This is a genomic window from Pseudomonas brassicacearum, assembly GCF_003732225.1.
GTDB lineage: Bacteria > Pseudomonadota > Gammaproteobacteria > Pseudomonadales > Pseudomonadaceae > Aquipseudomonas > Aquipseudomonas brassicacearum_E.
On record NZ_MOBJ01000034.1, the window covers coordinates 128,381 to 148,679 of the forward strand.

General features: G+C 59.4%; 20 protein-coding genes. 9 read left to right on the plus strand and 11 right to left on the minus strand.

Annotated elements, in window-relative coordinates; genetic code table 11:
- Positions 1–32: 32 nt before the first annotated feature.
- The gene (locus BK659_RS25070; RefSeq protein ID WP_123428080.1) at positions 33–1,103 is read right to left on the minus strand and encodes an AI-2E family transporter; all 1,071 of its coding nucleotides are present in this window, start codon (positions 1,101–1,103) and stop codon (positions 33–35) included.
- Between the two features lie 31 nt (positions 1,104–1,134).
- Positions 1,135–1,374 carry a sulfurtransferase TusA family protein gene (locus BK659_RS25075; protein ID WP_071551439.1) on the minus strand — a complete coding sequence of 80 codons (240 nt, stop codon included), beginning with the start codon at positions 1,372–1,374 and terminating at the stop codon, positions 1,135–1,137.
- A gap of 97 nt (positions 1,375–1,471) precedes the next feature.
- Here BK659_RS25075 and BK659_RS25080 point away from each other — a divergent pair, with 97 nt between their 5' ends.
- Positions 1,472–2,905, plus strand: a complete 1,434-nt coding sequence (locus BK659_RS25080) for a M48 family metalloprotease (RefSeq protein ID WP_123428082.1) — start codon at positions 1,472–1,474, stop codon at positions 2,903–2,905.
- Between the two features lie 64 nt (positions 2,906–2,969).
- Here BK659_RS25080 and BK659_RS25085 read toward each other — a convergent pair whose 3' ends face one another.
- From BK659_RS25085 to rpoE, 4 genes are all read right to left on the minus strand, one after another.
- Positions 2,970–4,397, minus strand: coding sequence for a DegQ family serine endoprotease (locus BK659_RS25085; protein WP_123428084.1), 1,428 nt, complete (start codon positions 4,395–4,397; stop codon positions 2,970–2,972).
- A 251-nt stretch (positions 4,398–4,648) separates the two neighbouring features.
- Entirely contained in the window at positions 4,649–5,602 is a 954-nt protein-coding gene (locus BK659_RS25095; RefSeq protein ID WP_123428088.1) for a MucB/RseB C-terminal domain-containing protein, read from the minus strand.
- A gap of 8 nt (positions 5,603–5,610) precedes the next feature.
- Entirely contained in the window at positions 5,611–6,198 is a 588-nt protein-coding gene (locus tag BK659_RS25100; protein ID WP_123428090.1) for a sigma-E factor negative regulatory protein, read from the minus strand.
- 31 nt (positions 6,199–6,229) lie between these two features.
- Entirely contained in the window at positions 6,230–6,811 is a 582-nt protein-coding gene (gene rpoE / locus BK659_RS25105; protein WP_019692537.1) for an RNA polymerase sigma factor RpoE/AlgU, read from the minus strand.
- A 557-nt stretch (positions 6,812–7,368) separates the two neighbouring features.
- Here rpoE and nadB point away from each other — a divergent pair.
- Positions 7,369–8,985, plus strand: a complete 1,617-nt coding sequence (gene nadB / locus BK659_RS25110) for an L-aspartate oxidase (protein ID WP_123428092.1) — start codon at positions 7,369–7,371, stop codon at positions 8,983–8,985.
- Here the strand turns inward: nadB and BK659_RS25115 are convergent.
- Both BK659_RS25115 and BK659_RS25120 read right to left on the minus strand, forming a co-directional pair.
- Positions 8,954–9,406, minus strand: a complete 453-nt coding sequence (locus tag BK659_RS25115; RefSeq protein ID WP_123428094.1) for a protein YgfX — start codon at positions 9,404–9,406, stop codon at positions 8,954–8,956. The genes nadB and BK659_RS25115 overlap by 32 nt on opposite strands.
- Positions 9,390–9,644, minus strand: a complete 255-nt coding sequence (locus tag BK659_RS25120) for an FAD assembly factor SdhE (RefSeq protein ID WP_007944081.1) — start codon at positions 9,642–9,644, stop codon at positions 9,390–9,392. Before BK659_RS25120 ends, BK659_RS25115 begins: the two co-directional genes overlap by 17 nt.
- Before the next feature lie 149 nt (positions 9,645–9,793).
- Here BK659_RS25120 and ygfZ point away from each other — a divergent pair, with 149 nt between their 5' ends.
- Together ygfZ and BK659_RS25130 are read left to right on the plus strand one after the other, a co-directional pair.
- A complete protein-coding gene (ygfZ, locus tag BK659_RS25125) occupies positions 9,794–10,735 on the plus strand; it encodes a CAF17-like 4Fe-4S cluster assembly/insertion protein YgfZ (protein WP_123428096.1) in 942 nt (313 codons plus the stop codon).
- 36 nt (positions 10,736–10,771) lie between these two features.
- Positions 10,772–11,593: an HDOD domain-containing protein gene (locus BK659_RS25130; protein WP_123428098.1), complete on the plus strand. Its 822-nt coding sequence runs from the start codon at positions 10,772–10,774 to the stop codon at positions 11,591–11,593.
- Positions 11,594–11,712: 119 nt separating this feature from the next.
- On the opposite strand, the gene BK659_RS25135 is transcribed toward BK659_RS25130, so the two are convergent.
- Positions 11,713–13,098 carry a sensor histidine kinase gene (locus BK659_RS25135; protein ID WP_123428100.1) on the minus strand — a complete coding sequence of 462 codons (1,386 nt, stop codon included), beginning with the start codon at positions 13,096–13,098 and terminating at the stop codon, positions 11,713–11,715.
- Positions 13,091–13,762, minus strand: coding sequence for a response regulator (locus BK659_RS25140; protein WP_123428102.1), 672 nt, complete (start codon positions 13,760–13,762; stop codon positions 13,091–13,093). The genes BK659_RS25135 and BK659_RS25140 overlap by 8 nt, the downstream gene beginning before the upstream one ends.
- A gap of 233 nt (positions 13,763–13,995) precedes the next feature.
- Between BK659_RS25140 and BK659_RS25145 the strand changes: the two genes are divergently transcribed.
- The 5 genes from BK659_RS25145 (at position 13,996) to BK659_RS25165 (ending at position 19,462) form a co-directional block, all read left to right on the plus strand.
- Positions 13,996–15,288, plus strand: coding sequence for an OprD family porin (locus BK659_RS25145; protein WP_123428104.1), 1,293 nt, complete (start codon positions 13,996–13,998; stop codon positions 15,286–15,288).
- Between the two features lie 121 nt (positions 15,289–15,409).
- Complete coding sequence (locus tag BK659_RS25150) at positions 15,410–16,399, plus strand: Bug family tripartite tricarboxylate transporter substrate binding protein (RefSeq protein WP_123428106.1); 990 nt, start codon at positions 15,410–15,412, stop codon at positions 16,397–16,399.
- Positions 16,400–16,457: 58 nt separating this feature from the next.
- Positions 16,458–16,916 carry a tripartite tricarboxylate transporter TctB family protein gene (locus BK659_RS25155; protein WP_123428108.1) on the plus strand — a complete coding sequence of 153 codons (459 nt, stop codon included), beginning with the start codon at positions 16,458–16,460 and terminating at the stop codon, positions 16,914–16,916.
- A gap of 1 nt (position 16,917) precedes the next feature.
- Positions 16,918–18,432 carry a tripartite tricarboxylate transporter permease gene (locus BK659_RS25160; RefSeq protein WP_123428110.1) on the plus strand — a complete coding sequence of 505 codons (1,515 nt, stop codon included), beginning with the start codon at positions 16,918–16,920 and terminating at the stop codon, positions 18,430–18,432.
- Entirely contained in the window at positions 18,425–19,462 is a 1,038-nt protein-coding gene (locus BK659_RS25165) for an AbrB family transcriptional regulator (protein WP_123428112.1), read from the plus strand. Before BK659_RS25160 ends, BK659_RS25165 begins: the two co-directional genes overlap by 8 nt.
- A gap of 97 nt (positions 19,463–19,559) precedes the next feature.
- On the opposite strand, the gene ung is transcribed toward BK659_RS25165, so the two are convergent.
- Entirely contained in the window at positions 19,560–20,252 is a 693-nt protein-coding gene (ung, locus tag BK659_RS25170) for a uracil-DNA glycosylase (protein ID WP_123428115.1), read from the minus strand.
- Between the last annotated feature and the right edge of the window lie 47 nt (positions 20,253–20,299).

Below are 20,299 nucleotides of genomic sequence, written 5' to 3' on the forward strand. Positions count from 1 at the left end.
GGAGCTGCCGAAGGCTGCGATCTTTTACATGATTACAACAGCGGCGCGACAATCGGTTCCTTGCGCGGCCAGGCATCCAGCACTGCCTTGAACAGGGTGGCCAACGGAATCGCGAAAAACACGCCCCAGAACCCCCAGAGCCCGCCAAACAGCAACACTGCGCAGATTATCGCTACCGGGTGCAGATTGACCGCTCCCGAAAACAGCAGTGGCACCAGTACGTTGCCATCCAGCACCTGAATGATTCCGTAGACTGTCATCAGGTAGATGAATTGGTCGCTCCAGCCCCATTGAAACAAGGCGATCAGCAGCACCGGCACGGTCACCACCACCGCCCCGACATACGGCACCACCACCGAAACGCCGACCAACAACGCCAGCAGTGCGGCGTAGTTGAGCCCCAAGGCAACGAAGCCGATGTACGTCACTCCACCGCAAATGACCATTTCCATGACCTTGCCGCGAATGTAATTGGCGATCTGCCGGTTCATTTCTTCAGCAACGCGGGTGATCAGTGCACGCTCACGCGGGAGATACCCTCGGACCCACTGCCCGATCATCTCCCGGTCCTTGAGGAAGAAGAACACCAGGATCGGCACCAGCACCAGATAGATCATGATGTTCACCAGCAGCGGCAGGCTGGACAGCGAGAACGTCAACGCCCATTGACCAAACTTGCCGATCTCGCCGCGCGCCACTTCGATGGCTTGCAGCACCTGCTCATCAGACACCAGATGCGGGTAACGCTCCGGCAGCAACAACAGCAACGACTGCCATTTGGCGAGCATGCCCGGCAGTTCGTTGAACAAGGTAATCAGTTGATGCCAAAGCAACGGCAGCACCACGACCATAAACACCAGCAACACGCCCATGAACAACGCGAACACCAGTCCGACCGCTACACCACCCGGCAGGTGCAGGCGCTCCAGGGTGATGACCAGGCCCTGCATCAAATACGCCAGCACCATCCCCGCCAGCACCGGCGCGAGCATTCCGCCCAGCGTCAGGACCGCGGTGAAGGCCAGGAAGAGCAGAACGGCCAGCACCACGGCCTCCTCATCGGAGAAGTAGCGCTGAATCCAGTCGCGTAACACTTTGAACATCAATATTCCTTAACAGTGGACGCCGCAAAATTCAGGCTTTTTTCAGCCAGTAGCGATAAACGCCAGCCTCGTCTTCTTCACGCAGCAGCGTATGACCGGCCAAACGGGCAAAGGTGCGGAAATCGCGCTGCGAACCCGCATCAGTGGCGATGACCTTGAGTACCGCGCCGCTGGCCAGGCGATTGAGCTCCAGCTTGGCCTTGAGCAACGGCAACGGACAGTTCAACCCGCTGGCGTCCAGTTCGGCGTCATGCTCTACAGCGTCGGTCATTGTTTCGCTCCGGATAGGTGGTTGAGTGGTCTAGAATATCTGGTCGCAACGCATGTGTCCGGCTACAGTAAGGTCTTTGTCGACTAAGGCTTCGTGCATGACTTTTCTGCGCCCCACCCTGCTGACGCTCGCTTGCCTGCTAGCCTCACCGGGCTTTGCCGACGACCTGCCGTCACTTGGCGATGCCAGTTCTGCCATCGTATCGCCACAGCAGGAATACCAGTTGGGCCGCGCATGGCTGGCGCTGCTGCGCAGCCAGGTGTCACAGCTCAATGATCCACAGCTGAAGGATTTCGTCGAAACCAGCGTCTACAAACTGGTGGAAACCAGTCAGGTCAACGACCGGCGCCTGGAGTTCATCCTGATCAACAGCCCGCAGCTCAATGCCTTCGCCGCACCTGGCGGGATTGTCGGGGTCAACGGCGGTCTGTTTCTGAATGCCCAGACCGAAGGCGAATATGCCTCGGTACTCGCTCACGAACTGGCTCACTTGTCGCAACGCCACTTCGCTCGTGGCGTCGAAGCATCGCAACGCATGCAAGTCCCGATGATGGCCGCCCTGCTCGGCGGGATCATCGCAGCAGCGGCTGGCGCCGGAGACGCCGGTATCGCCGCCATCGCCAGCACCCAGGCAGCAGCCATTCAGGAACAACGGCGTTTCTCCCGGCAGAACGAACAGGAGGCCGACCGGGTTGGCATCCTCAACCTCGAGAAAGCCGGCTACGACCCGCGCTCGATGCCGACCATGTTCGAACGCCTGATGCGCCAGTACCGCTTCGATGCCAAACCACCGGAATTCCTGCTGACTCACCCGGTTACCGAATCGCGGATCGCCGACACTCGCAACCGCGCCGAGCAGTCCAAACCGGGCGGCAAGGAAGACAGCCTGACCTATCAATTGATTCGCGCGCGCGTCCAGTTGTTCTATGAAGACACGTCAGGTCTTGCCGCCAAACGCTTTCGCGCCCAACTCGATGAAAACCCGAAAAGCGACGTGGCTCGTTATGGCCTGGCAATCGCCCAGATCAAGGGCAGCCAGTTCAACGACGCCCGCGAGAACCTCAAGCAGTTGCTGGCCAAGTCACCTGACGAAATCATCTACAACCTGGCGCAAGTCGATCTGGACATCGCCAACAATCGCCTGCCAGATGCGCAGACGCGGGTCGACCGGATGCTCGCACAGTACCCGCGCAACTATCCGCTGAATCAGGTGCGGGTCGACTTGCTGCTCAAGCAGAACCGCCCGGCTGAAGCCGAGAAAGCCCTTGAAGCCCTGCTCAAGACCCGCCCGGATGATCCGGACGTCTGGTACATGGTGGCCGAGACTCGCGGCCTGTCCGGCAACATCATTGGCCTGCATCAGGCCCGCGCCGAGTACTTCGCACTGATCGGCGACTATCGTCAGGCGATCCAGCAGCTGGACTTCGCCAAACGCCGCGCTGGCACCAATTTCCCACTGTCGTCACGCATCGATGCGCGTCAACGGGAACTGATGGAGCAAGAGCGCTTGATCAAGGACATGATGGGCTGACATTTCTTTGACCCATAAAAAAACGCCTCTTTCGAGGCGTTTTTTTATTCAGCGACTAACCGGTTTACTCGGCCAGTTTGAAGGTAATGAAGCTGGCACGGCCTTGACGCAAGACCCGCATCGACACCGAGCGATTCTTCGGCAGTGCCTTGGCGATTTCCGTGAATTCCTTGGTCGAACCAATCGCTTGATTGTTCAAGTGAGTAATCACGTCGCCTGGCTGCAGACCGATCAGGGCAGCAGGACCGTCCTGCACTTCCTTGATCACCACACCACCCTTGAGGTCGAAGGCTTTCTTCTGCTCATCGCTCAGCTCGACCACGGCTACACCCAGCCGATTGCTGCTGCGCTCGACACCAGACTTGGCCAGGGTATCGAGCTCCTTGCCTTCTTCCGGAATCGCGCCAACCGTCAGCTCGACGTTTTTATGTTTGCCGTCACGAATCACTTCAAGATTGGCCTTGGCACCGGCCTTGAGCGCGCCAACCAGATGCGGCAGATCCGCTGACATGATGATCGGTTGACCGTTCATGTTCAGGATCACGTCACCGACCTGCAAACCACCTTTCGCGGCCGGGCCACCGTCCTGGATCTGAGCCACCAGCGCACCGGCCGGTTTTTCCAGACCGAAGGACTCAGCCAGATCCTTGCTCACTTCCTGAATGACCACGCCCAACCAGCCACGGCTGACTTTGCCACCGCTTTTCAGCTGATTGGAAACATCCATGGCAACATCGATCGGGATCGCGAACGACACGCCCATGAAACCACCGGAACGGGTGTAGATCTGTGAGTTGATCCCCACCACTTCGCCCGCCAGGTTGAACAGCGGACCACCGGAGTTACCCGGGTTGATCGGCACGTCGGTCTGGATGAACGGCACATAGTTTTCGTTCGGCAGGCTACGACCAATGGCGCTGACAATGCCCTGGGTCACAGTATGGTCAAAACCAAACGGCGAACCGATGGCGACAACCCATTGTCCGGCTTTCAAGTCCTGGGATTTGCCCAGCTTGAGCACGGGCAGATCTTTGCCCTCGACCTTCAGCAACGCCACATCGGAACGTGGGTCAGTGCCAACCAACTTGGCTTTCAGCTCACTGCGATCAGCAAGACGCACGATGATTTCATCGGCATCGGCGATCACATGGTTGTTGGTCAGGATGTAGCCATCAGGCGAGATGATGAAACCTGAACCCAGGGATTGCGCTTCACGCTGGCGACTACGAGGCGAGCGCTGCTGTGGCGGCATGCCACGCTCGAGAAACTCACGCAGTGCCGGCGGCAAGCCTTCCAGGTCCGGCATGTCCTGACTGGAGACCTTGCGGTCCGGCAATTTCTGCGTGGTACTGATGTTCACTACCGCAGGCGAGGCTTGCTCGACCAGTTGCGTGAAGTCAGGCAGATCGGCCGCCAGGACACTGGCCGCCTGACCGAGCACTAATACAGCGGCAAAAATGGAGAGGTAGGATTTCAAACGTGGTATCGACATACGGCTCCCGTTACGACGAGCATGGTTAAGCGATATGGAGCAAGGAATACCGGGGAACATACACCGGTACTTTTGTTCCGGGAACAACAAACAAGGCCAGAGCCGTGGGGCTCTGACCTATAGAAAATTTTTGGGGATTTTGCAAATGGAAATGCTCACCAAACATTTCGACATCTCAATTGTGGGATGGGCAATTGCTGACCTCTTTCACAATCTACTCGCCGCTCGATGAGCATCACTGAATCAACTCACTATTTGGCCGCGGTGGCATCGGTACGCATAGAGAGCGCAATCCGTTCAGCGGTACCAATCGGAATCTCACCGACTACGGTGACCATCATCTCGCCATCCGGCGTCGTCAAACGCCGTGAGACCGCGACGGTCGGACCTAACTGAGTACGTGTATCGGTAACCACTGCGCCATTGAGCGGCTCCAGGAAAACCGAAAAACGCGCCAGACCATCGTCATACATCAGACTGCTGACCTGGACTTTGGTATTCGGATCCTTGTGCGCACCACTGCTGCTGAGCTCAAAGCCTGGTGGCAACCAGTCGGAATGCCATTCCTGAGCGGCTTTCACCGCTGATGCCTTGTCGCTGTCGAGCGCCACAGCCTTGCATTCGGAACTCGCCTGCAGATCACGCTCAGCCGGTGCGTCAGTATCCAACCGGGTAAACTGGAAGCGCTCCAGCAACTGCCCCTTGTCATTCAACAGCAATGACTTCAACGGCAGACCGGTTTCGCGGTCCAGGTGCAATTCAAAACCATAACGATGCTGATCACGCGGCGTCAGTGAAACTATCACCGCCGGGCGCCCAGCCACGCGCGACTTGCCGATGACGGCAAGGTCGTACCAATTCTTGAGCTTTTGTGGATCCAGTGCACGAGCAGAAGAGTCGGGAGTATCCCCCAGCCCCGCCACCAGGTTGCCGCTGACGCATTGAGTATGCCCATCAATGCGCACGACTTCCTGAGCAGAACCGTCGAGCTGAAGCAAACGCTCGCGGACTTTGCCATCCTGGACGCGATGCCAGATGTTGTGGGTAGAAAAACTACCGTTACGCTCGTAGACGAAAGTACCTTGGAAGCTTTGCTGTTGTTCGGCCTGGCTCAGACGGATCAACCAGTCCTGAGCCTCATCGGCATAGGCTGGAACAACAAACCAGCCAGTGAGCAGCAGCGTAAGTAGAGGTATGGCGCGCATGATCCTCCTTAACGGTTTTCCAGGCTTGCCGCACGAGCATAAGGCAGAGCGCTTTCAGTGCCTTTCAGTGCAGCTTGTTGAGCATGTTGGCGCAAGTAGCCTGGCAAACGCTGATCGTGCCAGCCTGGCTGACCTTGCAATACGCCGTTGGCCATAGGACCAGTGGCTTCCGAACTCTCATTGTAGCCTGCCAAAACGGCTGGACCTTTTACTTGAGGAACGGCCAGACCCGGTTGAGTGGAATGCTGGGCCAATTCGACACCGGCGATCTCATCCTGGTTGTACAGACGCACGCCAGCCAGAACAGCAAGGGTCACCGATGCGGCCACCGCCAGACGCCCCACGCTACGCCATGGACCACGAGTGGTCTTTGCCGGTACGGCTTCGTCAGCCAGGGCGGCAGAAACGGCCGAAGCAATATCCAGACGCGGGATCAGCAGGTCCTTGTGCATGACTGCCCGAGCGACTTGGTAACGGGCCCAGGTCTCGCGGGTTTCAACATCGTCAAAGGCATTTAATACCCGACGCAACTCCAGTTCGTCCGCTTCGTTATCCATCACTGCGGACAGCGATTCCTGCAGGGCTTCACGACTCATGGCGGTTCCTCTCTTGGCTGTCGCCGCTGTCTCAGCTTTCCTGCAACAACGGCTGCAGGGCTTTATCGATGGCTTCCCGAGCGCGGAAAATCCGGGAGCGCACGGTACCCACCGGACACTGCATGACGCTCGCAATGTCCTCGTAACTCAGACCATCGAATTCACGTAAAGTTAAAGCCGTACGCAAATCTTCTGGCAGTTGCTGGATGGTTCGATGGACGGTGCCTTCGATCTCATCACGCAGCAATGCACGCTCCGGTGACTCGAGATCCTTGAGGCCATGATCGCCATCATAGAACTCCGCATCTTCAGAACTCACATCGCTATCCGGCGGCCGGCGGCCGCGTGAAACCAGATAGTTTTTCGCCGTATTAATGGCGATGCGGTAAAGCCACGTATAAAACGCGCTGTCGCCGCGAAAATTTCCAAGTGCACGGTAGGCCTTGATAAAGGCTTCTTGTGCGACATCCTGGGCTTCATGGGTGTCGTGCACAAAACGCACGATCAACCCGAGAATTTTGTGCTGGTATTTCAGCACTAGCAGATCGAAAGCGCGCTTGTCGCCGCGTTGAACGCGCTCGACCAGCTGCTGATCCTCTTCCTGGGTTAGCATGAACACTCCTCGATGAGCTCGGAGGAGGCTTGCATAACTAATCGATCAGGCTTGCAAACATAGACTCGGGCTTTTCGCAAAAGTTCTCCCCCTCCAAGCAAGTTTCCTGCGTGCTCTGATTTGGCACACACGAAAGACGCAGCACGGGCTGGGCCGGCTACGCGAATAATCTTTTCGTCGAATCCACCCGCAATGACCAAAACACAAATCCTGCGTGAAGCCGACGCTGTCCCTTGTATCAGGCAACCTTCTATTGAGCCTGGGCGCTTGGCAAAGTTCCCAATCTTTATAGCCGTGCAAAACGAATAATGTATGACCGCGCGGCGAAAAACAGGGCTTCATCGGCGATCAGGTTGCCTTATCGTCGATCCAATGGGTAAATTGTCCGACACAGCACCCTACCTTTTTCGTCACAGTAGTTTCACATTGCCACGTAGGCCCGACTATTGTGCCGATCCACCCCTCTATATACTAGTGCGCTGTGTGGCTGTCTCGACTCGCCGATTCAGGTGTCTTGCGCCAACCCCGACCCGGGTCGCTTTGAGCGGAATCCTGAAATGAGCCAACAGTTTCAACACGATGTTCTGGTGATTGGCAGCGGCGCTGCCGGTTTGAGTCTGGCACTGACCCTGCCCGATCATTTGCGCATTGCCGTACTGAGCAAAGGCAATCTCGCCAACGGTTCGACCTACTGGGCTCAGGGCGGTGTCGCAGCCGTGCTGGATGACACCGATACCGTTGAATCCCATGTCGATGACACCCTCAACGCTGGTGGTGGCCTGTGCCACGAAGACGCCGTGCGCTTTACCGTCGAGCACAGCCGCGAAGCCATTCAATGGCTGATCGATCAGGGCGTGCCGTTCACCCGTGACGAACAGTCCGGCACTGAGGACGGCGGCTTCGAGTTTCACCTGACCCGCGAAGGCGGTCACAGCCATCGGCGCATTATCCATGCCGCTGATGCCACAGGCGCTGCGATTTTCAATACTTTGCTGGATCAAGCGCGGCAACGGCCGAACATCGAGTTGCTGGAGCAACGGGTCGCCGTTGATCTGATTACCGAAAAGCGCCTGGGCCTGGAAGGTGATCGCTGCCTTGGCGCCTACGTGCTCAATCGCGGCACCGGCGAAGTCGATACCTACGGCGCGCGTTTCGTGATCCTCGCCTCCGGCGGTGCCGCGAAAGTTTATCTCTACACCAGCAACCCCGACGGCGCTTGCGGCGATGGCATTGCCATGGCCTGGCGTTCGGGCTGCCGGGTGGCGAATCTGGAGTTCAACCAGTTCCACCCTACGTGCCTCTACCACCCGCAAGCCAAAAGCTTCCTGATTACCGAAGCCCTGCGCGGTGAAGGCGCACATTTGAAGCTGCCGAACGGCGAACGCTTCATGCAGCGCTTTGACCCGCGTGCCGAGCTGGCGCCACGAGACATCGTCGCCCGGGCCATCGACCATGAAATGAAGCGCCTGGGTATCGACTGCGTGTACCTGGACATCAGCCACAAGCCAGCAGCCTTCATCAAGTCGCACTTCCCGACGATGTACGAACGCTGCCTGGAATTCTCCATCGACATCACCAAGCAGCCGATCCCCGTGGTTCCGGCCGCGCATTACACCTGCGGTGGCGTGATGGTCGACCAACACGGTCGCACCGATGTGCCAGGCCTGTATGCGATTGGCGAAACCAGCTTCACCGGCCTGCACGGTGCCAACCGCATGGCCAGCAACTCGCTGCTGGAGTGTTTCGTCTATGCCCGCTCGGCGGCGGCAGACATTCTTGAACAACTGCCGCACGTCGCGATACCGAGCGCCCTGCCCGCCTGGGACGCCAGCCAGGTTACCGATTCCGATGAAGACGTGATCATTGCGCACAACTGGGATGAACTTCGGCGGTTCATGTGGGACTACGTGGGCATCGTGCGCACCAACAAGCGCCTGCAACGCGCTCAGCATCGTGTGCGCCTGCTGCTGGACGAGATCGACGAGTTCTACAGCAACTACAAGGTCAGCCGGGATTTGATCGAACTGCGCAACCTGGCTCAGGTGGCCGAGCTGATGATTCGCTCAGCCATGGAGCGCAAGGAAAGCCGCGGCCTGCATTACACACTCGATTACCCGAACATGCTGCCAGAGGCGCTGGACACTATTCTGGTGCCGCCCACCTACGCCGACTGAACTTGAGCCGGACCCGCAGGCGTCGGTGAACATCCGCCGCCTGCGCATCGCGCGGCACACAGATTGCCCGTACCCGCCGCTCGCCGCGCAAACGAAAACGCAACACGACGACCAACGGTAGCGCCAGGCTGTCCGGACGTAATTGCACTGCTTGCCACCCCGACCGCTGATTCCACAACTGCCAACCATCGGCGTCCCGACGCAAGCCGCGGAATGCCTGCGGGTGTGTCAGCAGAATCTGTCGCGGCAACATCCAGATACCGTGAGCCCCGCACAGCGCAACGCCGAGCAAACTGGCCCATACCGGTATAGAGAGCAGAAACAGCGAACCCAGCGCGAACAGCTGGGCGAGAAGATAGGCCGCCAGCAATTGCCGTGAGGCATGCCAGCGGCATTCATAATGGTTACTTGGGTTGGACACGGTCCAGAATCATGCGAACCATGCGCTGCAGCTCAGGGTCTTCCGATTCGGCGCGTTCCATGAACCAGCCGAACATGTCCTGATCTTCGCATTCAAGCAGCTTGCGGTAGCAGTCGCGATCGACATCGTTGAGGTGCGGATAGACCTCTTTGACAAACGGCACGAGCAACACGTCAAGCTCGAGCATGCCGCGACGGCTGTGCCAGTAGAGGCGGTTCAGTTCAACATCTTCGACCATGGAGCGCTCCTCAAATAGAGCGCAAGTATACAGCCCCGATCCCTGTCGAACAGTCGGCTTTGGTCGGGCACCATCAATCCTTTGTGAACTACCCATTTCAAGGGCGCCCCCTTATGATGTCCTCCAGACTCTTTACCCTGCGATGACCCATGGCTGATTCTGCTTTTTTCTGCACCTTGTCCCACGAAGGCGTGCTCGCCGTCCGCGGCTCCGATGCCAGCAAGTTCCTTCAGGGACAATTGACCTGCAACCTCAATTACCTGAGCGACACCCAGGCTAGCCTCGGTGCACGCTGCACCCAAAAAGGCCGCATGCAGTCGAGCTTTCGCATCCTGCTTGAAGGTGACGGGGTTCTGTTGGCGATGGCCAGCGAGTTGCTGGAGCCACAACTGGCGGACCTGAAAAAATACGCGGTGTTCTCCAAGTCCAGGTTGACCGACGAAAGCGCCGCCTGGATTCGCTTTGGCCTGCAGCACTCAGAAGCCGTCCTGTCCGGCCTGGGCCTGACACTTCCCCGGGAAGACGGCGCAGTTGCCCGCGCGGGTGGTCTGATTGCCATTCGTGTTTCATCTGATCGCGTCGAACTCTGGGCGGCGGCCGGTCAGGCCGACACCTTGCGCAACACGCTGGCCGCGCTGCTGCCTGAAGGTGATCTGAACCAGTGGCTGCTCGGGCAGATCCGCGCCGGTATCGGCCAGGTCATGCCGCAGACCCGCGAGCTGTTCATCCCGCAGATGCTCAATCTGCAAGCGGTAGGCGGCGTCAGCTTCAAGAAAGGTTGCTACACCGGCCAGGAAATCGTCGCGCGCATGCAGTACCTGGGCAAACTCAAACGTCGGCAGTATCGCCTGCAACTCGATGCCAGCGAACTGCCCGAGCCCGGCACCGCACTGTTTTCCCCGACCCACGGCAGCTCCATTGGTGAAGTGGTGATCGCCGCTCGCGCCGAGCAGAACATCGAGCTGCTGGCGGTGCTGCAGGCCGAAGCCGCGGACAGTGGCGACGTGCACCTTGGCAGCCTTGAGGGCCCGTCCCTGCACCTGCTCGACCTGCCTTACCAACTGGATCGTGATCGCGAGATCCAGCGTTAATTGCAGCATTTTTTTGCAATACCCTAGAGAAACTAAATGAGCGAGCTGGCGGATAAGGTCCAACAGGATTTGGTTGAGGCCATCGATAACGATGACCTGGTTCTGCCAACGTTACCGGAAGTGGCCCTGCAGATTCGCAAGGCCGCCGAAGACCCGGAAATCAGCGTCGCGACCCTGAGCAAAGTCATTGGCCGCGACACGGCGCTGTCGGCGCGATTGATCAAGGTGGTCAACAGTCCGTTGCTGCGTGCCGCTCAGGAAGTGACCGACCTGCACACGGCAATCACCCGACTGGGCATCAATTACAGCAGCAACCTGGCTATCGGTCTGGTCATGGAACAGATTTTCCACGCCCGTTCCGAAGTGGTGGAACAGAAGATGCGCGAGGTCTGGCGCAAGAGTCTGGAAATCGCTGGCGTCAGCTATGCACTGTGTCGCAGTCATACCCAATTGAAACCGGATCAGGCGGCCCTTGGCGGGCTGGTGCATCAGATCGGCGTGCTGCCGATTCTGACCTACGCCGAAGACCACTACGAGCTGCTGTCAGACCCGGTCAGCCTCAACCATGTCATCGAGCAGATCCATCCATTGCTCGGCGACAAGCTGCTGCAGGTCTGGGAGTTTCCGGAAATGCTGGTGAAACTGCCGGGGCTGTATCTGGACTTCAAGCGTCAGTCCGAGCAGGTCGACTATGTTGACCTGGTGCAGATTGCCAGCCTGTATTGCCACAAGGACACCGATCATCCGTTGTCCAGAATCGATGTACTCGGCGTGCCAGCGTTCAAAAAACTGGGGATCGATCCAGAGAACACGGCGATGTGCGGCGACCTGGAAGAATCACGCTCGATGTTTTACTGATCAAAAAACCGCATCGCCCCCATCGCGAGCAAGCTCGCTCCCACAGGATTTCCGACACACAGGGGATCCAATGTGGGAGCGAGCTTGCTCGCGATAGCGCCAGAACAGGCACGACAAAATTACCCTGCGATAAAACTGACGCGAACCTTCAGCCCGCGCTGCGCACCGTCATGCAGGCTGATCTGGGCCAGATGGGCGCGACAGATTTCACCGACAATCGCCAGGCCCAGACCTGACCCCGCCACCTGCTGATTACGCCGATAGAAGCGCTCGAATACCCGGTCGCGCTCCTCAAGAGGAATTCCCGGCCCATCATCCTCGACCTCAAGCACGGCTGGCGCACTGACGCGCAAGATCACGTTGCCGCCGGGGGGCGTATGGGCCAAAGCGTTATCCACCAGGTTGCTCAACAGTTCATTCAACAGCGTTGGCTCGCCGCGCAGCCACACAGGCTCGTCAGCCTCCAACGCCAGAGCGACGCCCCGTGCGTGGGCCAACGGCGCCATAGCCATGCCCAACTCGCGCGCCAATTGACTCAGATCGAGCAACTGCGCCCCACCCTCGGCAATCGCCCGCGCACCGTTTTCGACGCGTGCGAGCGACAACAATTGATTCGCCAGATGAGTCAGCCGATCAGTGCCTTGAGCAGCGCTCTCCAACGTGTTTCGCCAGGTTTCTGGCTCGCTCGCCCGCAACCCCAATTCCAGCCTTGCCTTAAGTGCCGCTAACGGCGTTCGCAGCTCATGGGCCGCGTCGGCGATGAACTGCGCCTGACGCTCGAACTGCCCACGCAAACGTTCGGTGAAGTGGTTAAGGGCGCGCACCAGCGGCCACAATTCGCGCTGCACTTCCACCAACGGCAAAGGCCGAAGGTCATCCGATTGCCGCTCTTCCACCACCGTGCGCAAACGCTCCAGCGGGCGCAATGCCGCGCTCACCGCAAACCACACCAACAGCAACGCCCCCACCGCCAGCATGCCCAGACGCAGAAGGGTATCGGTCATCAGGCTGCGGGCCATGCGCACGCGCGCCTCGTCGGTTTCCGCCACGCGGATTTCCGCCATACCGTTCATATTCGGCTCGATCACCGGTTTGAGCAGGCTCACGACCCTCACGTTCTGCCCTTGGTAAATGGCGTTATAGAACCGCGCCAACGCTGGGTAGTCGTCGGTTCGCGGTGTGCCTGGCGGTGGCCCGGGGAGATTTTCGTAACCGGAAATCAGCTGCTGGTGGATGTCGTTGACCTGGTAGTAAATCCGCCCCGCGCTGTCGTAGGCGAACGTGTCCAGCGCCACGTAAGGCACATCGGCGCTGAGGCTGCCGTCGCGCTGGGAAAGGCCGGCGGCGATGGTTCGCGCCGAGGCCAGCAAGGTTCGGTCATACGCCGTATCGGCCGCTTCGCGACCGTTCCAGTAGGCACTCAAACCGCTGGCGACCATCAACACCACCAGCAACAACGCGAGGTTCCACAGTAACCGCCAGCGCAGACTGCCGGGCTTATGCATCGCGGGCTTCCAGCAGGTAACCGAGCCCCCTGAAGGTCACGATCGCCACCGCGTGGCCATCGAGTTTTTTGCGCAAGCGGTGGACGTAGATTTCGATGGCGTCCGGGCTGGCCTCTTCGTCCAGACCGAACACCTGGGAGGCGAGTTGCTCCTTGCTCATCACTCGCCCCGGGCGTGCGATCAACGCTTCGAGCACCGCTTGTTCGCGGGAGGTCAGGGTCAGCAAATCATCGCCAAGGGTGAAGCGCCGAGTGTCCAGGTCATACACCAACACGCCGCAGCGTTGCTGACGCTCGCCGCCGAGTACGCTGCGGCGCAACAGGGCCTTGACCCGCGCTTCCAGCTCGGTCAGTTCAAAGGGTTTGGCCAGGTAGTCGTCGGCGCCAAGGTTGAGCCCGTGAACCCGATCCTTGACGTCGCTGCGGGCGGTCAGCATCAGCACCGGCAAATTCTTGCCGCGACTGCGCAACCGCGCCAGCACCTCGAAACCGTCCATGCGCGGCAGTCCGACATCGAGGATTGCCACCGCGTACTCCTCGCTGTTCAAGGCCAGGTCGGCGGCCACCCCATCGTGCAGCACATCGACGGTCAGACCGGTGCTCTTGAGCGCCTGGGCGACACTTTCGGCCAACTGCAGATGGTCTTCGACGAGAAGAACACGCATGGATTTTTACCTCATTTGGGGATGGTCGACGCCATTCTTTGGCGCGGAGTTTACAGCCGCATCCGCCGCTGTGAAGCCCGAAAACCGTGAAAGTCTGCTGAAAGGTTGGAGAAAGGTTAGCCCGTTAGAGTCCAGCCACGGACCGTTTCGGCTGCCGTGACCATGAAGAGTTGTAACCGAAAAACGCCTCGAAGCGTTTTCGCTAAATAAGAACAATAACGGAGTACTTCACGATGCTGTCTACACAGCCACAGGCTTGCCTGCCTGCGCGTTTTTCCCGTCTCGGCTCCACCGCCCTCGCCAGTGCCGCCGCCCTCGCCGGCTTTTCGCCCGTCAGCCAGGCTGCCTTCTTCGAAGACAGTAGCGCGACCCTCGAAACCCGTAACATGTACTTCAACCGCGACTTTCGCAGCGGCACCAGCGCCCAGCAATCCAAACGTGACGAATGGGCCCAGGGCTTCATGCTCAACGTCCAGTCGGGTTACACCGACGGCACCGTGGGTTTTGGTGTCGACGCGCTGGGCATGCTCGGGGTCAAGCTCGACTCCAGCCCCGACCGCACCGGCACCGGCTTGCTGCCGACCCACGATGACGGGCGTGCCGCCAATGAGTACTCCAAACTCGGCCTGACCGGCAAAATCAAGATCTCCGCCACCGAGCTCAAAGTCGGCAGCCTGATCCCCGAACTGCCGATTCTCAAGCCCAACGACGGGCGCATTCTGCCGCAGACCTTCGAAGGCGGCCTGGTGACCTCAAAGGAAATCAAGAACCTGACCTTCACCGGCGGACGCCTGGATAAAGCCAAGGACCGCGACAGCACCGATTTCGAGGACATCGCCCTCAACAACAAAAACAGCCGTTTCGCGGGTACAGTTCCTGGCACGCATTTCGACTTCGGCGGTGTCGACTACAAGTTCACCGACAAGATCACCGGCAGCTACCACTTCGCCCAGCTTGGCGAGGTTTACAACCAGCATTTTCTCGGACTGGTCGCTTCGCAGCCGTTCGGCCCGGGCACTTTCGCCACCGACCTGCGGCTGGCCATCAGCAATGACCAGGGCCAGGCGCGCGGCGGCAAGATCGACAACAAATCCCTCAACGGCCTGGTGAGTTATGCCTTGAGCGGGCATAAACTCACCGCCGGCTATCAGCACATGTCCGGTGACAGTGCCTTCCCGTATGTCGACGGTGCCGACCCGTATCTAGTCAACTTCGTGCAGATCAACGACTTTGCCGGCGCCGAAGAGCGCTCCTGGCAGGCGCGTTACGATTACGACTTCGCCAAACTCGGGATTCCGGGCCTGAGCTTCATGACCCGTTACATCAGCGGTGACAACATCAAGCTGAAAAACGGCGCCACCGGCGAAGAGTGGGAACGCAACACCGAGATCAAATACGTGGTGCAAAGTGGTGCCCTCAAGGACGTCGCCGTGCGTCTGCGCAATGCCACCTACCGCTCCAACTATTCCGCCCGTGACGCTGATGAAGTGCGTTTGCTGGTGAGCTACAGCGTTGCCCTTTGGTAATTGATTGTCAGTGAAGCCTGCGATCCGTTCTGCCCCCCCCCTTTTCAGGGGCACGCGCAAAGATCAAAAGATCGCAGCCTTCGGCAGCTCCTACATACAACAACTCCTGTGGAGACGAAAAATGGACTTATCACTGCGTAAAGTTGCATTAGCCGCCAGCTGCCTGCTGTTCGCCGGCCCACTGTTTGCCGACGTCGCCGGCGAACCCAAGCGTCCGGAATGCATCGCCCCGGCATCCCCTGGTGGAGGCTTCGACCTCACCTGCAAGCTGGCGCAAAGCGCGCTGGTGAACGAGAAAATCCTGACCAAACCGATGCGCGTGACCTACATGCCAGGCGGTGTCGGCGCGGTGGCCTATAACGCCGTGGTCGCCCAGCGCCCAGCCGATGCTGGCACGCTTGTGGCCTGGTCCAGCGGCTCGCTGCTGAACCTGGCGCAAGGCAAGTTCGGTCGCTTCGATGAAAGCGCCGTACGTTGGCTGGCCGCCGTTGGCACCAGCTATGGTGCCATCGCGGTGAAAAGCGATTCGCCCTACAAGAACCTCGACGATCTGGTTCAGGCGTTGAAGAAAGACCCGAGCAAAGTGGTGATCGGTTCCGGCGGCACGGTGGGCAGCCAGGACTGGATGCAAACCGCATTGATCGCCAAGGCCGCCGGGATCAATCCGCGCGACCTGCGTTACGTCGCCCTCGAAGGTGGCGGCGAAATTGCCACGGCGTTGCTCGGCGGTCACATCCAGGTCGGCAGCACCGACATCTCCGACTCCATGCCGCACATCCAGAGCGGTGACATGCGCCTGCTGGCCGTGTTCGCCAACGAACGTCTGGACGAGCCGGAAATGAAGGACATTCCGACCGCCAAAGAGCAAGGCTACGACATCGTCTGGCCAGTGGTTCGTGGTTTCTACCTCGGGCCAAAAGTCAGCGATGCGGAATACACCTGGTGGAAAAACGCCTTCGACAAACTGCTGGCCTCGGAAGACTTCGCCAAGCTGCGCGATCAGCGTGAACTGTTCCCGTTCGCCATGACCGGGCCAGAGCTGGACACCTACGTGAAGAAGCAGGTAGCGGACTACAAACTGCTGGCCAAAGAGTTCGGCCTGATTCAGTAATCGCCTCTGTCTCGCGGCCAACCCCTTGCGCATCAAGGGGCTGGCCCAGGAGTTTGTCATGCTCTTACAACGTATTTTTGCCTCCGCGCTGTTGCTGGCCTGCATAGGTCTGGCACTGATGGCCTGGCCGTATCAAGCGGCTTTTTCCTATGAACCCGTCGGCCCTAGAGCCTTCCCGTTGTTGATGCTCGGTTTGATGGGCGCGGCGTTGCTGTACATGGTATTTCGCCCTGCGCCGATCAAACACAGCGAAGACGAGCCGCCACTGGACCGTGAAACCCTGACCAAGATCGGTATCTGTGTCGTTCTGCTGCTGGTGTTCGCCGGAACCTTCGAACCACTCGGGTTCATTGTTTCCAGCATTCTGATCGGCGTACCAATGGCCCGTTTGTATGGCGGCCGCTGGCTGCCCAGCGTGGTGATCATCAGCTTGATGAGCGTCGGCCTGTACATGCTGTTCGACCGATTGATGGACGTGCCACTGCCGTTGGGTCTGCTCGACGTTCTGGAGAACTGATATGGATACCCTTAACTATCTCGGCCAGGGTTTCGGCGTCGCACTGACCCCTTACAACCTGGTCACCGCATTGTGCGGCACCCTGATCGGCACCGTGGTCGGCTTGTTGCCGGGCCTGGGGCCGATCAACGGCGTGGCGTTGTTGATCCCGATCGCTTTCGCTCTCGGCCTGCCACCGGAGTCCGCATTGATCCTGCTGGCGGCGGTTTACCTGGGTTGCGAATACGGCGGACGGATCAGCTCGATTCTGCTGAACATTCCGGGCGAAGCGTCCACCGTCATGACCACCCTCGACGGCTACCCGATGGCGCGTCAGGGCATGGCCGGGGTGGCGCTGTCGTTGTCGGCCTGGAGTTCGTTCATCGGCGCCTTCATCGCCACCTGCGGCATGGTGCTGTTCGCCCCGCTGCTGGCGAAATGGGCCATCGCCTTCGGCCCCGCGGAATACTTCGTGCTGATGGTCTTCGCCATTGTCTGCCTGGGCGGCATGGCCGGTGATCGACCGTTGAAAACCTTTATTGCCGCGCTGATCGGGCTGTTTCTGTCGTGCGTCGGGATCGATGCCAACAGCGGTGTCTACCGTTTCACCGGAGACAACATTCACCTCACTGACGGTATTCAATTCGTGGTGTTGGTGCTGGGTCTGTTCTCCATCAGCGAAATCCTGTTGCTGCTGGAAAAAACCCATCATGGCCAGGAAGCCGTGAAAGCCACCGGGCGGATGATGTTCAACTTCAAGGAAGCCTCTTCAGTGTTCGTGGTGAACATCCGTTGCGGCGTTCTGGGGTTCATCATGGGCGTGTTGCCGGGTGCCGGCGCGACGCTGGCCAGTGCCGTTGCCTACATGACCGAAAAGCGCATTGCTGGCGCCAGCGGCACCTTCGGCCAGGGCGATAAACGTGGTCTCGCGGCACCGGAAACCGCCATCGGCGGTGCAGCTTGCGGCGCATTGGTACCAATGCTGACCCTCGGCGTACCGGGTTCGGGCACCACGGCGGTGATGATCGGCGCACTGTCGCTGTACAACATCACCCCAGGGCCACTGTTGTTCCAACAACAACCGGACATCGTCTGGGGCCTGATCGCGTCGTTGTTCGTCGCCAACGTCATGCTGGTGATCCTCAATATCCCGATGATCCGCATCTTCACCCGCATTCTCGCGGTGCCGAACTGGGCGCTGGTGCCGGTGATCGCGATCATTACCGGGATCGGCGTCTACGCCGTGCACGCGACCACCTTCGACCTGTTCCTGATGATCGGCATCGGTATCTTCGGCTACATCCTGCGCAAGCTGGACTTCCCGTTGTCACCGGTCCTGCTGGGTTTCATCCTCGGCGGCTTGATGGAACAGAACCTGCGTCGCGCACTGTCGATTTCCAATGGCGCACTGGAGATCCTCTGGTCGAGCCCCATCACCTTCGGTTGCTGGGTACTGACTGCAATCATGTTGCTGATGCCGATCCTGCGCATCTGGCGCAAACGCTCCGCGGCGCGGCGTGCTATCGCCGATGTCTGATCGGCCCTTCAAAAGCTGGTGGGGAACACCGCTGGTCGGTCTGCTTGGCGGGTATCTCGCCAGCCAGATCGGCTGGCCGCTGCCATGGATGGTCGGCTCGTTGCTGGCGATCATCCTGGTGCGCTGCCTGACACCCTGGCAACTGACGGAAATCCCTGGCGGGCGTAAATGCGGCCAGTGGATTGTCGGAATCGGCATCGGCCTGCACTTCACCCCGGTGGTGATCGAGCAGGTCATGAGCCACTTTGGCCTGATCTTCTTCGGGGCGCTGGTCACCAGCCTGTCGGCGGTGGTCGGAGTCTGGTTGCTGCGGCGCACCGGCGAAGATCGCGCCACCGCATTTTTCTCCAGCATGCCGGGCGGTTCCGGTGAAATGGTCAACCTTGGCGCACGCAATGGCGCCGTGCTCAGTCGCGTCGCGGCAGGGCAAAGTCTTCGGGTGCTGGTGGTGGTGCTGTGTGTGCCGGCAGCGTTCAAATACCTGCTCGGCGAAGGTGTTCCTTTACAGCATCCTGCGAGCGTCGATTGGCGTTGGCTGGCGCTGCTGTTCCCGGCGGGCGCCCTGCTCGCCTGGATCTGGCAACGTTTGCGGCAACCCAACCCCTGGCTGTTCGGCCCGTTGCTGGTGAGTGCGGCGGTGAGCATTGGCTGGGATTTGCATATCGGCCTGCCCCATGGCGGCAGTCAGATTGGTCAATGGCTGATCGGCAGTGGCCTGGGCTGCCACTTCAACCGGCAGTTCTTTCGTCGCGCACCGTCGTTCATGGGTCGGACCCTGATCGGCACGGCGCTGACCATGCTGATTGCTACGCTGGCGGCGCTGGGGCTGAGTGCGCTGACCCAACTGGACCTGCGTTCACTGACCCTGGGCATGATGCCGGGTGGCATCGCGGAAATGAGCCTGACCGCTGAAACCTTGCAACTGTCGGTGCCTTTGGTCACAGCGATGCAGGTGATGCGGTTGTTGTTTGTACTGTTTCTGGCGGAGCCGTTGTTCAGGTATTGGAACCGGTTGCCGGAGTCGACCTGATAGACCGAGGTGCCCCCATCGCGAGCAAGCTCGCTCCCACAATGATTTTGTGAACACTGAAGATCAAATGTGGGAGCGAGCTTGCTCGCGATGCTTTTCAGACTGGCGGTAACCGCCACTCGATCGGCGTCTCGCCATTCTGCTCAAGAAACTTGTTGGCGCGGCTGAAGTGCCCGCAACCGAGGAATCCGCGATAGGCGGACAGCGGCGACGGGTGCACCGAGGTCAACACCAGGTGCTTGGTGGCGTCGATCAGTTTCTGTTTGCTCTGCGCATGAGCGCCCCACAGCAAAAACACCAGATGGGGCTGATGTTCGCTGACCACCTCGATAATCCGATCGGTAAAATACTGCCAGCCCTTGCCCGCATGGGCGTTGGCATTGGCCCGCTCCACAGTCATGGTGGTGTTGAGCATCAACACGCCCTGGTCAGCCCAGCTTTGCAGGTAGCCGTGGTTCGGGATGTCGATGTTCAGGTCACGCTTCAACTCTTTATAGATGTTCACCAGCGACGGTGGCGCCGGTACACCCGGTTGCACCGAGAAGCACAAGCCATGCGCCTGACCCGGGCCGTGGTAGGGGTCCTGGCCGAGAATCACCACTTTGACCTTGTCCAGCGGCGTCGAGTTGAGGGCGTTGAAGATCATCGGCCCCGGCGGATAGATTTCCTTGCCGGCAGCGTTTTCCTGCCGCAGAAACTCGCGTAACTCAGCCATGTAAGGCTGGTCGAATTCGGCACGCAGTGCTTCCTTCCAGCTCGGTTCGAGTTTGATACGGTCTTCAGCAGTCATGGTTACACCCGAGAATTCAATGGGGCGAACCCTAGGAAAGCCCACCG